We start from the raw sequence: 16173 nt of genomic DNA, 5'->3' as shown, positions 1-16173 counted from the left end.
TGACTTTGGAGGCGGTTCCAATGGCAAAACGACCACCTGAAATAAAGCCGGCCAAGCGCATCCTGTTGCCCTCGCCGGACCTGACCAAGTTCCCGGTGTCTGAGAACATTCCGCCTCGCCTGCTCGCGCTCGCGGAACGGTTGCAAGAGGTTCTGGCCCGTCACTTTGAACAAGTCTGCGCCGACAGCCGTAAAACCCGCAGGAAGAAGGATCAATGAGGTGCGCGACCTGCAAGGCTTGCATATCCTGATCGTCGAGGACGAATGGATGCTGGCGGGCGATCTTGCACGTTATTTCAGCAAGATGGGCGCCGTCGTACTTGGCCCCGTGGCGACGGTCGAACAGGCGTCGAAACACACGGAGGAGGCGGAAGCTGCGATCCTGGACGTCAATCTCAACGGAAGACGGGTATTCCCGATAGCGGACGAACTGATGCGCCGTGGCGTGCCGTTCGTGTTTTTCAGCGGCGATGAAGACATCGTTATTCCTGAGCGCCTTCGATATGCCAGCAGTCTCAGAAAGTCCTCGGACGGCCAGGCTGTTTTCGACGCTCTTTTTCCGGCCGAGACGTCGGCATCGAAAGGAGGCCGAGCGTCCGAGCCCTCAGACGACGTATTTTCGCTTCTGCCTAAGCTCCGGCTCGCGGCACGTCTGCTGCTGGGAGACATGGATGCTTCCGACCGGCTGGTCGAGCGAACGCTCGAGCAGGCCATCGGCGAAATCGACAACAGACGATCTGGTTCCTCGACAGAGGATTGGCTCAACGGCATCATGCGAAACATCGTCAAGGCACGTGGAGCAAACCTGCTGCACTAACCACGGCCGCCGCCGGCAACTAGACGATGTTAGCTTTTCCGGCTGCGCTCGACGAATTTGTTGAAGCGGCTGGTCTTTCCGCCGCTGGTCTCATCCTGGTAGAGGAAGGCCAGTTCGTTCTCATCGAAGATCCTGAAGAACTCGTCCCATTCAACGGGCTCAAACGTCTCTTCAGGCTCGCCGAAGTCGATGCGCAATATGCCGCCCTCGCCCTTGGTGCGCACCACCGCCGGCCGCCCGTCGCGGTCCTCGGCCCAGCGGCGGATTTCGTCGTGATCGGTGGTCGTCTTCGATTCAGACATCGCAATCTCCCTTCGATTCCACCGCGAGATCCCCCGCGTTGCACAACCAGAAGATGCATCGCTGCCCGGCATGTGCGCGCGGTTGGTCGAACATGGCTCCTAACACCAAGCAGCCTTCGATGTTCCCACGCCTGGTTGAAACCTACCCCGGCGAGCCTCCTGAACTTTGTTGAAGCAAGGGAACAAACCTTTCGCCCGGAAGTTTGGGGCGGCAAAGCCATTCGTATGAGGAGCTGTCGTGAAACGTATACTGGTCACGGGAGGCTGCGGTTTCATCGGCCGCCACGTCGCCCAGGAACTCGTTGAACATGGCTATGGGGTTTCAATTCTCGATGCGCTGCTGGATCAGGTGCATGGCGGCGAGGCAATCAGCCTGCCGCCAGGTGCCAAGCTGATCAAAGGCGACGTTCGCGATCGCGACGCCATCGCCGAAGCCGTCGAAGATGTCGACTCGATCATTCACCTGGCGGCTGAAGTGGGCGTCGGCCAGTCCATGTACGAGATCGCCCGTTATGTCGGCGCCAACGACCTCGGCACTGCCACGTTGCTGGAGGCGCTGATCAAACGCCCGATCGAACGGATCGTCGTTGCGTCATCGATGAGTGTCTATGGCGAGGGTCTCTATGCCACGCCGGACGGCCGGCGCATCGACAATGCAAAACGGCAGCCGGACGACATCCGCAGCGGCCAATGGAATCCCCTGTCGCCGGAAGGTGAAGTCCTGTCGCCGTTGCCCACCGACGAGCAAAAACCGGTCGACCTCGCCTCGATCTACGCGCTGACAAAATATGCCCAGGAACGTGCCGTGCTGATCTTCGGCGAAGCCTATGGCGTCGACGCGGTGGCGCTGCGCCTGTTCAATGTCTTCGGCGCAGGACAAGCGCTCTCGAACCCATATACCGGCGTGTTGGCGAACTTCGCCTCCCGCATCGCCAATGGCCAGCGGCCGCTGATTTTCGAAGACGGCGAACAGCAGCGCGATTTCGTTCATGTACGCGATATTGCCCTCGCCTTCCGGCTGGCGCTGGAACAGCCCAAGGCGTGCGGCCACGTCATCAACATCGGCAGCGGGCGCGCCTACGCGGTCAGCGAGGTCGCCCGGCTGCTTGCCGAGGCGATGGGCGTGCCCGGCCGCCAGCCGGAAATCCTCGGCAAGGCACGCTCCGGTGATATCCGCAACTGCTTTGCCGATATCTCGAAGGCGCGCGAACTGCTCGGCTTCCAGCCGCAGTACCGGCTGGAGCATTCGCTCGGCGATTTCGTCGCATGGGTGCGTAACACGGTCGCCATCGATCGCAGCGCCGAGATGAAGCGGGAACTCGAAGTGCGAGGGCTGGTGTCATGAGACCGGATTCACGCAATTTTCGCGAAGCGCCCATCGCCATTATCGGCGGCAGCGGCTTTATCGGCTCGAACCTCGCCGACAGCCTGTTGTCGGACGGCGAGCCGGTGCTGGTCATCGACAATCTGAGCCGTCCCGGCGTCGAGCAGAACCTCGAATGGCTGACGCAAAAGCACGGCAACCGCCTCGCCGTCGAAATCGCCGATATCCGTGACGCAAAGGCGCTCACGCCGCTGGTCGCAGGTTCGAAGGCAGTTTTCCACCTTGCCGCGCAGACCGCCGTCACCACGAGCCTGGTTCGGCCGGACGAGGATTTCGACATCAACCTGCGCGGCACGTTCAACGTCCTGGAAGCCGCTCGCTGCAGCGGCAAGCGCATCCCCGTCGTTTTCGCCAGCACCAACAAGGTCTATGGCCGCCTCGCCGACCTCGCCATGCGCGAAGAGGACGGCAACTACGCGCCTTGCGATGCGGGCATCCGTGTGCACGGCGTCGACGAGACGCGCGGCCTCGATTTCTGCACGCCCTATGGCTGCTCCAAGGGCGCGGCGGACCAGTATGTCCTCGACTACGCCAAGTCATACGATCTGCCGACCGCGGTGCTGCGCATGAGCTGCATTTATGGACCGCGCCAATTCGGGACGGAGGATCAGGGCTGGGTCGCCCATTTCCTGCTTAGCGCGTTCTCCGACCGGCCGATCACCATCTATGGCGATGGCAAGCAGGTGCGCGACATCCTGCATGTTGCCGACGCGGTCGCGGCTTATCGCGCTGTGCTGGACCGGATCGAGGCGGTCAAGGGCCAGGCATTCAATCTCGGCGGCGGACCGGAAAACGCTGTCAGCCTGCGCATGCTGCTGAAGGAGATCCGCGACATAACGAAACGGGACGTTCCGATTCGTTATGACCGCGAACGCACCGGTGACCAACCGTTCTTCGTCGCCGACACGCGCGCGATCGAGGCGGCGCTGGGGTGGAAAGCGCATGTCTCGTGGCAAAACGGCATCCGCGACCTCGCCGACTGGCTGCAGCGTCATCGCCTCGACCCGCATCCCGAACCGGCGAGGTACGTGGCATGAAGGTCGCCCTGGTCAATCCGTCCTGGACCTACCAGGACAGCATCTATTTCGGCTGCCGCCAGCCGCATCTGCCGCTCGAACTCGGCTATTCGAAAGCGCTGCTCGAAGCTGCCGGCCACGAGGTGCTGATGCTGGACGGGCAGATCCAGAAGCTCGACAACGCCGCGCTCGCCGATCGCGCCGCCGCATTCGAGCCTGACATAACCGTCGTCAGCACCGCGCCGACCTACCTGTTCTGGCGCTGCGCACCGCCCGAGTTGCGCGTGCCGGCCGATTTCCTCAATCATCTTGCCGGGCGCGGCGGTCGCACCGTCGCCGTCGGGCCGCATGGCTCGGCGACGCCGACGCCGACTTTGCGCAAGCTTGGCGTCAACATTGTCGTGCGCGGCGAATGCGAGGAAGTGGTCGCGGAACTTGCCCGGCGCGACGACTGGACCGCGGTGCCGTCCACCGCCCATTTCGAGGATGGAGAACTGGTCTCGAACGGCGGCGTGCATGCGAGCTCGTTCATCGATCACCCGCCGCTCGAATGGCCATCGGACTGGATTGCCGCGCATTCGCACCACCATCACCGCTTCGACGACAACCAGGTCGGTTTTGGCGCGGAGGTCGAGGCGTCGCGCGGCTGCCCGTATAATTGCAGTTTCTGCGCCAAGATCGATTTCCGCGATGCCTATCGCCGCCGGAACCACGAAGCAGTGATCGCCGAGATCGACCGGCTGATCGCACAGGGTGTCGGCTACATCTACTTCATCGACGAGATCTTCCTGCCGCAAAAGGCATTGCTGGAGGCGCTGGTCGATCGCGATGTGAAGTTCGGCGTGCAGACCCGTATCGACCTCTGGAAGCCGGAATTGCTGAAGCTGCTCGGTGCCGCCGGCTGCGTCTCGATCGAGGCGGGCCTCGAAAGCCTGACTGTGGAAGGCCGCGCCATGCTGGCAAAACGCTGCCGGCTGGGCACCGAGGAGCTGGCCGCGCTGCTGGTCGACGCAAGGCGCCACGTGCCGTTCGTGCAGGCCAATCTGATCGGCGTGGTCGAGGACGATCCCGCGCTCGTCGATTATTGGCGAAAGCACCTGATCGACAACGGCGTTTGGGCCAACGAACCGGTGCCGCTCTATCCTTATCCGAGTTCGCCGAGCTACCGCGAACTTTGGGGCGAGCCCGACGACCTCGCCTGGGAGCGCGCGCATGAACATTACCTCGCATCCTTCCGAACGTTCAGCGACATCCAGGAGAAGCGGCCGCGTCCGCTGGCCGAATTGGAGGCCACATGTTGCGGACACTGAGCCCGCCGCGTCGCATACTGATGACCGTCGATGCCGTCGGTGGCGTCTGGCGCTATACGCTCGATCTGGCCGGGCAACTGGTCGCCGGCGGCGACAGCGTCGTGCTTGCCGGGCTTGGTCCGGAACCGTCCAGGCAGCAGGCCGAGGAGGCCCAGTCTTTCGCGGCGCTGACATGGCTCAACACGCCGCCGGACTGGATGACCCGCAGCGAGCACGTTCTCGACACATTGCAGCAGGAGCTGCGCCCACTCATACGTGACTACGCTGTCGACGTCGTCCATCTCAATGCGCCGACGCAGGCGGCGGCGCTCGACGTGCCCTGCCCCATCGTTGCGGTATCGCATTCCTGCGTCGTGACATGGTTCCACGCCGTCAAGGGACAGGCGGCGGACGGCGAGTGGGCCTGGCAAAAGGACCGTAACCGGCGCGGTTTCGACAAAGCAGGCATGGTCGTTGCACCGAGCCGCAGCCATGCCGACATGCTCGAAACCTGCTACGGGCCGATCGCGCGGCTGAGCGTCGTCGGCAACGGCGCACGGCCGGGCGCGAAGGGCGAAAGGCGGGAATCGGTGGTTTTCGCCGCCGCGCGCTGGTGGGATGAAGGAAAGAACGCGGCGGTGCTTGACCAGGCCGCCTCCCTAACGCAATGGCCGGTCTTCGTCGCCGGTTCGCTGCAAGGGCCGGACGGCCAGCATGTTGGCTTCAGCCACGCCGTTCCCGTCGGGCCGGTACCACACGAGGAAGTGCGCTCGCTGATGGCGCGGGCCGGCATTTTCGTATCGCCGTCGCTCTACGAACCGTTCGGCCTGGCCACGCTGGAAGCCGCAATGTCGGCGACGCCTTTGGTGCTTGCCGATATCTCGACCTACCGCGAATTGTGGGACGGGGCGGCCATGTTCTACGACGCGCGCGATCCGGGCGATCTCGCCAGATGCATCAATGGTCTTTGCAGCGACACGCAGCGCCGGCGAGAACTCGGTGAGGCAGCCGCCCGCCGAAGCCGCAGATTTTCATTGGCAAGACAGGCGACCGCCATGCGCGGCGTCTACGACAAGGCGGCCCTGGCCACCATGGCGGATAGTTGATTATGCGGTTTTTATTCTACACCCATTCGATCGTTTCCGACTGGAACCACGGCAACGCACATTTCCTGCGCGGCATCATGCGCGAGCTGGTCGCGCGTGGGCACCAGGCGATTGCGCTGGAGCCCGCCGACGGCTGGAGCCGGTCGAACCTGCTGGCCGAGAAAGGGTCCTTCGCGATCGAGCGATTCCGGAAAGATTTTCCGGAGTTGATGACGGTCACCTATGACGCCGCCTTCGACCACGAAGCCTGGATCTCCGATGCCGATGTGGTGATCGTGCACGAGTGGACCGCGCCGGACCTTGTCGCGCGGCTGGGCAGGGCGAAAGCAATTGGCGGCCGTTTCACGCTGCTGTTTCACGACACGCACCATCGCGCCATCTCGGCCACGCAAGCGATTTCCGCCTTGCAGCTTGAACATTACGATGGCGTGCTCGCCTTCGGCGAAGCGCTGCGGGAAAGCTATCTTCGCGCCGGATGGGGCAAGCGGGTCTTCACCTGGCACGAGGCAGCCGATGACCACCTGTTCCAGCCGCATCCTGAAATCGAGCGTAGCGCCGACCTGATCTGGATCGGCAATTGGGGCGACGACGAGCGCAGCACCGAAATCAGGGAGTTCCTGGTCGACCCGGTGCATGAACTTGGCCTGAGCGGCACTGTCCACGGCGTCCGCTATCCACGCGAGGCGCTCGCCGACCTCGCCACCGCCGGCCTGCGCTACGAAGGCTGGATCGCCAATGCCGACGTGCCGAAGGCATTCGCGGCGAACCGCATCACGGTTCACATCCCGCGGCGTCCATATCGCGAAAGCCTGCCCGGCATCCCGACCATCCGCATGTTCGAGGCGCTCGCCTGCGGCATCCCACTCGTTTCGGCGCCGTGGTCCGATGTCGAACGTCTGTTCAGGCCGGGCACCGATTTCCTGTTTGCAAACACCGGCTTCGAGATGCGGCATCATCTTCGCGCCGTGCTGCGTGACGCGGATCTCGCCGCTTCTCTGGCGACATCGGGCCTCGAGACTATTCGCTCACGGCACACGTGCCGGCATCGGGCGGATGAATTGTTCGGCGTGCTCGCCGAATGCGGGCACCGCCAAGCCGCCGATACGATCCTTGCAAAGGAGGCCGCCGAATGAAGATCGCATTTTACGGGTCGAGCCTGCTGTCGTCCTATTGGAATGGCGCGGCGACTTATTACCGCGGACTGCTCAAGGCTCTGGCCAGGCTCGGCTACGACATCATCTTCTATGAGCCGGACGTCTACGATCGCCAGAAGAACCGCGACATCGAGGCGCCGGACTGGTGTGCCGTCGTCGTCTACGAGGCCACCCCGAATGCGCTCATGCAGGTGGCGGCGCGGGCGGCCGACGCGGACATCGTCGTCAAGGCGAGTGGCGTCGGTTTCGCCGACGACGCGCTGCTGCGGGCGGTGCTCGATCACGCCCGTGCCGATGCGCTGACCGTGTTCTGGGATGTCGATGCGCCGGCGACACTTGGCCAGTTACGCGACGAGCCCGACCACCCGCTGCATCGCGCGCTGCAGGAAATCGACCTGGTGCTGACCTATGGCGGCGGCGATCCCGTGGTCTGGGCCTATCGGGCCATGGGGGCCGCCGAATGTGTGCCGATCTACAATGCGCTCGATCCGGAAACGCATCATCCTGTCGGCAAGGATATGCGCTTTGCCTGCGATCTCGCCTTTCTCGGTAACCGGCTGCCGGACCGCGAGGCGCGCGTCGAGGCCTTCTTCCTCGACCCGGCCAGCCGCCTGGCCGATCAGCGCTTCCTGCTCGGCGGATCGGGCTGGGGCGCCAAGCAGATGCCCGCCAATGTCCGATGGCTCGGCCATGTCGGCACGCGTGACCACAATGCACTGAACGTCACGGCCAAGGCGGTGCTGAACATCAGCCGCGACAGCATGGCGGCCAACGGCTTTTCGCCTGCGACGCGCGTTTTCGAGGCCGCGGGCGCCGGCGCATGCCTCATCACCGACGCCTGGCTCGGTGTCGACCTGTTCCTGAAACCCGGTGAGGAAATCCTGGTCGCGCGCGATGGCGACGATGTCGCCGAGATCATGCAAAGCCTTAGCGCCGAACGGGCCAAGGCGATCGGGGCATCTGCGCTTCGGCGGGTGCTTGGCGAACATACTTATACGACACGGGCCGTTTTGGCCGACGCCATTTTCAGGCGCCATTTCGAGCGTCCGACCGTGGAGGCGGCGGAATGACAAAGCCACTCGACATCGTCTTTCTTGGCCTGTCACTCTCGTCGTCCTGGGGAAACGGCCACGCCACCACCTTTCGGGGGCTGCTTAAAGGTCTCCGCGAACTCGGCCACCGCGTCACCTTTCTCGAACGCGACGTGCCGTGGTACGCAAGTCACCGGGATCTGCGCGATCCCGATTTCTGCGCCTTGCGCTACTATGAAACGACCGATGATCTTCGCCGCAATTTCGCGCGCTGCCTGCGCGAGGCCGATATCGTAGTCGTCGGGTCCTTCGTTCCTGAAGGCCCTGAAATCATCGACGTCGTGGCGTCGCTGTGCACGGGTCAGTTCTGCTTCTACGATATCGACACGCCGGTTACGCTGGCGAAACTTTCAACCGATGATTGCGAGTACATTGCCAGGCGGCAGGTCCCGTATTTCGACGTCTACTTCTCGTTCACCGGCGGACCGACGCTTGCCCGTCTGACGGCGGAATTCGGCGCGAGGCGGGCCGAGCCGCTCTACTGTTCCGTCGACCCGGAACGGCACCACGGAACCGGTGATCCAATCCGCTGGGATCTCGGCTATCTCGGCACTTACAGCCCCGACCGCCAGGCGACGCTGGAGGCGCTGTTGTTCGAACCGGCGCGTCGCATGCCGGAGCGCCGCTTCGTCGTGGCCGGCTCGCAATATCCGCGTGAAATTGCCTGGCCGGACAATGTCGATCGCATCGAACACCTGCCACCGGCAGATCACGCGGCCTTTTACAGCCGCCAACGTTACACGTTGAACGTCACGCGCAGTTCCATGATCGCGGCCGGATGGTCGCCCAGTGTGCGACTCTTCGAGGCAGCCGCCTGCGGCACGGCGATCATCAGCGATAGCTGGGCCGGACTGGACAGCCTGTTTCCAGAGCGGACGATCCACACGGCGCGCAGGACCGAGGACGTGATCGGCATCCTGTCTGGGGAATCCGACGGCGCCCGGCTTGCCATGGCCAGGCAAGCGCGCGTGCTCATCCTGGCAGCCCACACCAGCACCGCGAGAGCCCGCGAATTCGTTTCGCTGCTGGCGCGGGCCAAATCGCCACGTTCTGCTCTCGATCTGGATGTCGAGAGTGCAGCATGACCCGCAGACGGGAGAAAATAGAGATGCAGCTATCAAGAAAGGCGCAACGGACCAGGACCGTGCTTGTCGCCGGCGGCGCTGGCTTCCTCGGTTCGCATCTTTGCGAGACATTGCTCCAGGCCGGCTGGCGCGTGATCTGCGTCGACAATTTCCTGACCGGCCGTATGGAGAACATAGCATCGATCGCCGATCGTCCGGATTTTCGGCTGATCAAGCAGGACATTTGCCGGCCGTTGGAGCTTGGCGAACGGGTGGACCGCATCTTCAACATGGCGTGCGCGGCCTCGCCGCCACGCTATCAGGCCGACCCGGTCCACACGACGCGGACTTGCGTCATCGGGACGCTCAATCTGCTGGAGCTCGCCGCCCGCAATGGTGCCCGCTTCCTGCAGGCGTCCACCAGCGAAGTGTATGGCGATCCAGAACAGCATCCGCAAAGGGAGGACTATGTCGGCCATGTGAACTGCATCGGCCCCCGCGCCTGCTATGACGAAGGCAAGCGCACCGCCGAAACATTGTGCTTCGATTATTTGAGAATGGGAAAAGCCGATATCCGCGTCGCGCGCATCTTCAACACCTATGGTCCCAGGATGGACCCTGCGGACGGACGGATTGTTTCCAATTTGATCGTGCAGGCACTCGAGAGACGGCCGCTGACGATATTCGGCGACGGGCTGCAGACCAGGTCGTTCTGCTACGTTTCCGATCTGGTCGACGGCTTGATCCGGTTGATGGAGGTCAATCCCAGCCCGCGCCAGCCGGTCAATCTCGGCAATCCGGGGGAGTTCACCATCCTGCAATTGGCGGGCCTGGTGAGGCGCATGACCAGAACCGGATCGGCCTTGAAATTCCTGCCGCTGCCGCAAGACGATCCTCGTCGTCGGCAACCCGACATTTCCCGTGCAAAGAAGCTTCTCGGCTGGTCGCCAAAAGTGCCGCTCAGGCAAGGTTTGATGCATACAGTCAGCTATTTTACCGAGCTTGAGACGACGCAGACGGTCGACAGAACACGGCGAATTGCCACCAGCGTGCATTCTGCATCAGGCCGGCTGCAAAATCTGCCGGCCTGACGGCAGTATTTGCCACGTTCCCCTCGGAGATCACGGTCGTTTCGCGCCGATCGTCGGTCACTTTTTCTCGTCGCGGGAACAACCCGTCCAGCTTCCGGTTCGGCCAGGGTACCGGCACGGAGACGATTTGTGCATCCGAAGCGATCCGCCAAAGACATTGAGCAAATGGCCGCAAGAGAGACGGCTGCCTTCCTGCGGCGCGCCTCCATCACCTATCTGGAATGTTGCGTGAGCCTGATGCTGACGCATCTTCAGCGGGAAGAGGTAGCCGCCATCCTCGAAAAGGAAGCGGATATGCTTCGCCGGCTGGACTGATCCTGCTCGAAGGGCCGCAGGTGCCCTTGGGTATCCAGGAACCGAAGCAACATCGCCGTATAACGTCTTGCCGCGGCCGCCAGCCGGATCTGTTCCCGATCATCGCCAGATCGTAAAGCCATGCTCCACAAGCCAAGCTGGAAGGCGAGATAGCAGGGCTCGTGGTAGTGGACCAGATTGGCATCGACGGGACGGGAAGCTCTCGCTTCCACAGCCTTGCAAAGCGCCGCAGTCGCCGCGTCCGAGAGGCTATATTCGACGCGGGCGCCGGCAATGTCCCAGGCGATGTCCTGACAGCCGACCAGATCGTGCGACCGGCAATGGTCGAGGGCGTCCGTCTTGATCAGCGTTCCGCCGCGCGAAAGGATGAACTCCCACGGATGAAGCCGCCCGTCGATCTCGACCCGCTGCATATTCTTGGGTGGAGCCTGTGTCGAAAACCAGTTCTGCAGTTCCGCCGCGCGGCTTTCGCCCAGCGCCTCACTTGTATTCCGCACGGCCATGTCGGCAAGCGCCTCCAGCGAGGCGCCCGGCTCAGAGGCGGGCAGATTGGCTGCGCGCCAGGCCAGATAGCGCGCGAGATGAGCGACCACTCTTTCTTTCGAAAGCCTTGCCCGGCCCAGCGTTGTACCGTCGATCCAGCGTTCGACGAGAAAGCCATGGCACAGCCCGGCGACTTCCGGACCAAAGCCTGCATCGTGCAGCGTCCTGGCGGTCTCGGCCTTGTGCATTCCGATTTCGCCCAGGCCAACGAACTTGACCGACCATTTTTCCCGGCCCGCAGAAGCGAGGAACTTTCGCCGCTCGAAGCCGCGGTGAACGGGTGGCCAATGATCCTCCGTCCTGTCTCGAAAGCGACGCCACTCTCCGCCGGATATTTCGGTCAGGCTGACCGCTGTGCTGCCGATCGTCCGGGCTACCCAGTCCCGCAGCGTCGGGACAGCGGATCCAGCTGGGAAAGTGCGTTCGAAATCCACGGTTTGTTTTTGGCAAACCGTCCATGCCTCGCGACTGTCCGCCGAAGCCTCGGGACCCGGGCCACCCAAATGGCTTGGGAACAGATGGATGCGCCCGGCATCGATGCCTAGCCCTTGCAGCCATGCGACCACGGCGTGGAACGAACTGCCGGACAGGCCCGGGCCTTCGTCGACGATGGCAAAGCGGGCCGACGGTTTCGTCATCCAGCCACCGATCAGCTCCGGATCGGCGGCAAGCCGCCTGCGAAACGGGTGGCCGGTCGGACGGACGCTGACGGGTGCTGGTGCGCCGATGGCTGCAGCCACCATCGCTGCAAGCCCCAGGCCGATGCTGCGGATGCCGATTACGCATGTGTTCGCATCGAGACCCGACTGCCGCGCGGCGACGAAATAGCTCTCCGGATAAAGCGCGTAATGGGCGTAGCCCTCAGCCGAGCCGGTCAGGATGTCGCCATCGCATTCGAGTTCGGCCAACATTCGCGGCACGTCTGCCTCGACCGGGCCATCGATCGTGAACCCGGCCTCCCACGATCTACCCACGTGCCGGGCCAAGCCGACCAGGAGATTTGCGCCCGCGATCCGCTGTGGGGAATTCCGGTCCGTGCCGTTGGCCTCGAATTCAGCATCGGCAAGGCCCTGGACCAGTTCCGAGGCCCTGATGAACAGGCCGACCAGGGCTGCGTGGCGCTCGATCCCACTTGGCATGTCCGCAATGTGCTCGGCCGCTTTGCACGCTGAGCCGCGAACAAGTTGCGCGCTCTGCATTTGCTTGTGGTCGCCATAGACGATCATTGTCCCGTCCTGGTTGGCCTCACCCCTCGCTGCACAACTCGGCGGGCGCTACTTTGATCCACTATCGGTTGCACGATTTTTGCAGCCGGCAAGGAACAATCCGGGAGGAAGGCGGTTTGGCACGAAGAACTTACCTTCAACAGCATAGGCAGCGGTTTCGTGGGATCGAAGAAAGTTCGAATCGGTATAGTCGGCGTCGGCAACTGCGCTTCCTCCCTTGTTCAGGGCATTACCTATTACCGCGACGCAAGGAGCAATGAGCCCATACCCGGGCTGATGCACGCCGATCTTGGCGGCTACCATGTCAAGGACATTGAAGTGGTCTGCGCATTCGACGTCGCCAAGGGCAAGGTCGGACGCGATGTGGCAGACGCGATCTACAGCGCGCCGAACAATACTTTCCGCTTTGCCAATGTGGCGCCTACCGGCGCTCGCGTCGAACGCGGACCGACGCTGGACGGCATCGGCAAATATCTGCGCGACGAGATCGAGGAGGCCGACGAGCCGGTCGCCAATGTCGGCAAGATCCTCGCCGACAGCGGCGCCGAAATCCTGGTGTCCTATCTGCCAGTCGGCTCGGAGGAGGCAACGCGCTTTTATGCCGAGTGCGCGCTCGATGCGGGCTGCGCCTTCGTCAACTGCATACCAGTCTTCATCGCCTCGCGGCCGGAGTGGCGCCGCCGCTTCGAGCAACACGGCCTGCCGCTGATCGGCGACGACATCAAGAGCCAGGTCGGTGCGACGATCGTACATCGTCTGCTTGCCAACCTGTTTCGTGAGCGCGGCGTGCGTATCGATCGCACCTACCAGCTCAATTTCGGCGGCAACACCGATTTCCTCAACATGCTGGAGCGCGAGCGGCTGGAATCGAAGAAGATCTCAAAGACGCAATCCGTCACCAGCCAGATCGACGTTCCCTTGGCGCCCGGCAACATTCATGTCGGGCCGAGCGACCATGTGCCTTGGCTGACCGATCGCAAGTGGGCCTATATCCGGGTCGAAGGCACGACCTTCGGCGGTGTGCCGCTGAATGCCGAGCTCAAGCTGGAAGTGTGGGATTCGCCCAACTCGGCCGGGGTCGTGATCGATGCGGTGCGTTGCGCCAAGCTGGCGCTCGACCGCGGCATCGCAGGCGCGCTGACCGGTCCCTGCAGCTATTTCATGAAATCGCCGCCCGAGCAGTTCACCGACGCGGAAGCCCGCCAGCGCACGCTCTCTTTCATCGCCGGTAAGGACGAGCCGATGCTCGATGCCGCGGAATGACGACGACGTTGTTTCTGGTCCGCCACGCCGCGCATGACAATGTCGGCTGTTATCTTGCCGGACGGATGGCGGGCGTTTGCCTCGGCGAAGCCGGCAGGGCACAGGCCTCGCATCTGGCTGACCGTATGGCACGCGAGGCGATAGCGGCAATCTTTTGTAGCCCGCGCGAACGCACGCAGGAGACGGCCAATCCGATTGCACTCGCCTGCAATGCCGGTGAAATCGTGATCCGCGAGGAACTCGATGAGATCGACTTCGGCACCTGGTCGGGAAAGACCTTCGAGGAACTGAACCAGGATGCCGACTGGCGGGTGTGGAACGACCAGCGCCAGCAGGCGAGAACACCGAGCGGCGAGACCATGCTGGACGTGCAGCAACGTGTCGTCTCGCTGATCGAGCAGGTCCGCGGAACATACCAGAACCAGTGCGTTGCACTGGTCAGCCATGCCGACGTCATCAAGGCCGCCGTGTGCAAAGTGCTCGGCCTGTCGCTGGGGAACTGCTTTCGTTTCGATATCGACCCAGCATCGATCACCACAGTTGTTTGGGGAGACTGGGGGTCGAAGCTGGTCAGACTCAACGAAGCTGCCTGACGAGGAATTGCCGGATGCGCATGGTCATTTTCGGTCTTACCGTGACATCGTCTTGGGGCAACGGGCACGCCACGCTGTGGCGCGGATTGATCCGGGCGATGGCCGGGCTGGGCTGGTCCATCACCTTCTTCGAACGCAACACTCCCTATTATGCCGGGACGCGCGACCTCGACCAGTTGGATGGCGGCAGCATTGTCCTTTATCCGGACTGGCAGGACATCCAGAGCGTTGCCGAGCAGGCGATGAATGAGGCCGATGTCGTCATCGTCACCTCCTATTGCCCCGATGCGGTGAGCGCATCGCGCCTTGCCCACCAGGCCTGTCGGGGGCTGAAGGTCTTCTACGACCTGGACACGCCGGTGACGCTGGCGCGAATCGAACAAGGTGAGCCTCCGGCCTATTTCGGGCCGGAAGGGCTTCGGGATTTCGACCTCGTGCTGAGCTACACGGGAGGAACCGCGATCGATGCGCTGAAGACGATGCTGGGCGCGCGCCGCGTCATGCCACTCTACGGCCATGTCGATCCAGAGCGACACCGGCCGGCCCCGCCCAAGCCGGAGTTTGCCGGCGACCTTTCCTATCTCGGGACGTATGCGGCAGACCGCCAGACCGGGGTCGAAAGGCTGCTGGTCAGTCCGGCTGCGCGCCTGCCGGATCGCCGTTTCATCATTGGCGGCGCACAATATCCGCAAGAATTCCCGTGGAGCGACAATATTTTCTTCGTCCGTCACCTGCCGCCCGCCGAACACCCCGCCTTCTTTTCATCATCACGGCTGACCCTGAACGTGACCCGCGAGGCGATGGCCGAAAGGGGCTGGTGTCCTTCCGGCCGGCTATTCGAAGCCGCCGCTTGCGGTGCTGCGATGGTGAGCGACACGTGGCCGGGACTGGAGGCCTTCTTCCGGCCCGGCGAAGAGATCGTCGTGGCCAACAGCACCGACGACGTGGTCGCCGCGCTCGACCTGCCCGACGCCGAGCTTGACGCGATCCGCCGCCGAGCGCGCGAGCGGGTGCTGGACGAACACACCTCGGCGCGGCGGGCGAGGGAATTCGACCGCATCCTGTCCGATGCACTGCACGGCTCCACGCATGGCGAGCCGTTGAAGGAGGCAGTTTGATGTTGGGCATCGTGCCCGCAGCCGGACGGGGAAGCCGCATCCAGCCGCTCGGCTTTTCGAAGGAGCTTCTGCCGGTCGGCAGCCGCATCGACGGCAATACCGAGCGGCCTTGCGCGGTCAGCGAATACCTGGTGCGCCGCATGGTGCGCGCGGGGGCTGACAAGATCTGCTTCGTCATCGGCTCGGGTAAGTCGGATATCCTCGAATATTATTCTGCCGGCTATGCCGATGCGGCCGCTCTGTTCGTGGTGCAGCCCTCTCCAGTCGGCCTTTGCGACGCCATCTTCCGCGCCGCACCACTCGTCGCAGCCGACGAGACCGTTCTGGTCGGGTTGCCCGATACGATCTGGTTTCCCGAAGACGGCTTCTTAGCGCTTCCGGACGACGGCCTGTCCTTCCTGCTGTTTCCGGTGGACCAGCCGGAATTCTTCGATGCCGTCGTTGTCGACCAGAACAGCCGGGTGAAGCAAATCCAGGTCAAGCAGCAGAATGCCGCGTCGAACTGGATCTGGGGTGCGTTCAAGATGCCCGGCCACACCCTTCACCGGCTTGCCGCGCTGTGGCGGGAGCGGGACCGGTGCGACGAATATATCGGCACGCTGGTCAATGCCTATCTGGCCGCCGGGGGTGAAGCGCATGGCATCAAGGCTGGCACCGCCTATGTCGACGTCGGCACCTTCAACGGCTATCGCACGGCACTTCGGCTGCTCGAAAGCGCCGCCGGTACCAAGGACGACCAAGCCGCCATGACGCTGCCCGGCCACCAGCACGTCCCTATCCTCGCAGGCGAAGGAGGCTAGCC

16 protein-coding genes are annotated in these 16173 nt (G+C 63.2%); 14 read left to right on the top strand and 2 right to left on the bottom strand.

Translation table 11 applies throughout. The features are described from left to right. Positions 1-20 precede the first annotated feature (20 nt). The gene (locus NKH71_RS18360) at positions 21-218 is read left to right on the top strand and encodes a hypothetical protein (protein ID WP_352493915.1); all 198 of its coding nucleotides are present in this window, start codon (positions 21-23) and stop codon (positions 216-218) included. Position 219: 1 nt separating this feature from the next. Further along, positions 220-816: a response regulator gene (locus NKH71_RS18355; RefSeq protein WP_352493914.1), complete on the top strand. Its 597-nt coding sequence runs from the start codon at positions 220-222 to the stop codon at positions 814-816. 29 nt (positions 817-845) lie between these two features. On the opposite strand, the gene NKH71_RS18350 is transcribed toward NKH71_RS18355, so the two are convergent. Continuing rightward, positions 846-1118, bottom strand: coding sequence for a hypothetical protein (locus NKH71_RS18350; protein ID WP_023716631.1), 273 nt, complete (start codon positions 1116-1118; stop codon positions 846-848). A gap of 238 nt (positions 1119-1356) precedes the next feature. On the opposite strand from NKH71_RS18350, the gene NKH71_RS18345 reads away from it, so the two are divergent. The 8 genes from NKH71_RS18345 to NKH71_RS18310 are packed head-to-tail and all read left to right on the top strand — an operon-like array spanning position 1357 to position 10313. After that, a complete protein-coding gene (locus NKH71_RS18345; protein WP_352493913.1) occupies positions 1357-2463 on the top strand; it encodes an NAD-dependent epimerase/dehydratase family protein in 1107 nt (368 codons plus the stop codon). Next, on the top strand, positions 2460-3539 hold the full coding sequence (locus NKH71_RS18340) for an NAD-dependent epimerase/dehydratase family protein (protein WP_352482802.1): 1080 nt from the start codon (positions 2460-2462) through the stop codon (positions 3537-3539). Before NKH71_RS18345 ends, NKH71_RS18340 begins: the two co-directional genes overlap by 4 nt. Next, positions 3536-4828, top strand: coding sequence for a TIGR04295 family B12-binding domain-containing radical SAM protein (locus NKH71_RS18335; protein ID WP_352482803.1), 1293 nt, complete (start codon positions 3536-3538; stop codon positions 4826-4828). Before NKH71_RS18340 ends, NKH71_RS18335 begins: the two co-directional genes overlap by 4 nt. Continuing rightward, positions 4813-5913 carry a glycosyltransferase family 4 protein gene (locus NKH71_RS18330; RefSeq protein ID WP_352482804.1) on the top strand — a complete coding sequence of 367 codons (1101 nt, stop codon included), beginning with the start codon at positions 4813-4815 and terminating at the stop codon, positions 5911-5913. The genes NKH71_RS18335 and NKH71_RS18330 overlap by 16 nt, the downstream gene beginning before the upstream one ends. 2 nt (positions 5914-5915) lie before the next feature. Then, the gene (locus NKH71_RS18325) at positions 5916-7046 is read left to right on the top strand and encodes a CgeB family protein (RefSeq protein ID WP_352482805.1); all 1131 of its coding nucleotides are present in this window, start codon (positions 5916-5918) and stop codon (positions 7044-7046) included. Further along, positions 7043-8137 carry a CgeB family protein gene (locus NKH71_RS18320; RefSeq protein ID WP_352547429.1) on the top strand — a complete coding sequence of 365 codons (1095 nt, stop codon included), beginning with the start codon at positions 7043-7045 and terminating at the stop codon, positions 8135-8137. The genes NKH71_RS18325 and NKH71_RS18320 overlap by 4 nt, the downstream gene beginning before the upstream one ends. Then, entirely contained in the window at positions 8134-9243 is a 1110-nt protein-coding gene (locus NKH71_RS18315; RefSeq protein WP_352547428.1) for a CgeB family protein, read from the top strand. Before NKH71_RS18320 ends, NKH71_RS18315 begins: the two co-directional genes overlap by 4 nt. A gap of 23 nt (positions 9244-9266) precedes the next feature. Then, positions 9267-10313 carry a UDP-glucuronic acid decarboxylase family protein gene (locus tag NKH71_RS18310; protein WP_352547427.1) on the top strand — a complete coding sequence of 349 codons (1047 nt, stop codon included), beginning with the start codon at positions 9267-9269 and terminating at the stop codon, positions 10311-10313. A 251-nt stretch (positions 10314-10564) separates the two neighbouring features. On the opposite strand, the gene NKH71_RS18305 is transcribed toward NKH71_RS18310, so the two are convergent. Further along, positions 10565-12310 carry a hypothetical protein gene (locus NKH71_RS18305; RefSeq protein WP_352895227.1) on the bottom strand — a complete coding sequence of 582 codons (1746 nt, stop codon included), beginning with the start codon at positions 12308-12310 and terminating at the stop codon, positions 10565-10567. Positions 12311-12556: 246 nt separating this feature from the next. On the opposite strand from NKH71_RS18305, the gene NKH71_RS18300 reads away from it, so the two are divergent. The 4 genes from NKH71_RS18300 to NKH71_RS18285 are packed head-to-tail and all read left to right on the top strand — an operon-like array spanning position 12557 to position 16171. Then, a complete protein-coding gene (locus NKH71_RS18300; RefSeq protein ID WP_352482811.1) occupies positions 12557-13660 on the top strand; it encodes an inositol-3-phosphate synthase in 1104 nt (367 codons plus the stop codon). Next, complete coding sequence (locus tag NKH71_RS18295) at positions 13657-14253, top strand: histidine phosphatase family protein (protein ID WP_352895226.1); 597 nt, start codon at positions 13657-13659, stop codon at positions 14251-14253. The genes NKH71_RS18300 and NKH71_RS18295 overlap by 4 nt, the downstream gene beginning before the upstream one ends. 14 nt (positions 14254-14267) lie before the next feature. Further along, a complete protein-coding gene (locus tag NKH71_RS18290; protein ID WP_352895225.1) occupies positions 14268-15371 on the top strand; it encodes a CgeB family protein in 1104 nt (367 codons plus the stop codon). Beyond that, on the top strand, positions 15371-16171 hold the full coding sequence (locus NKH71_RS18285; protein ID WP_023716618.1) for a nucleotidyltransferase family protein: 801 nt from the start codon (positions 15371-15373) through the stop codon (positions 16169-16171). The genes NKH71_RS18290 and NKH71_RS18285 overlap by 1 nt, the downstream gene beginning before the upstream one ends. Positions 16172-16173: the final 2 nt, after the last annotated feature.

The sequence above is a fragment of the Mesorhizobium sp. M0983 genome, from assembly GCF_040318975.1.
Taxonomy (GTDB): Bacteria; Pseudomonadota; Alphaproteobacteria; order Rhizobiales; family Rhizobiaceae; genus Mesorhizobium.
The sequence above is the reverse complement of the archived record's forward strand: the minus strand, read 5'-3'. Positions and strand labels throughout refer to the sequence as shown.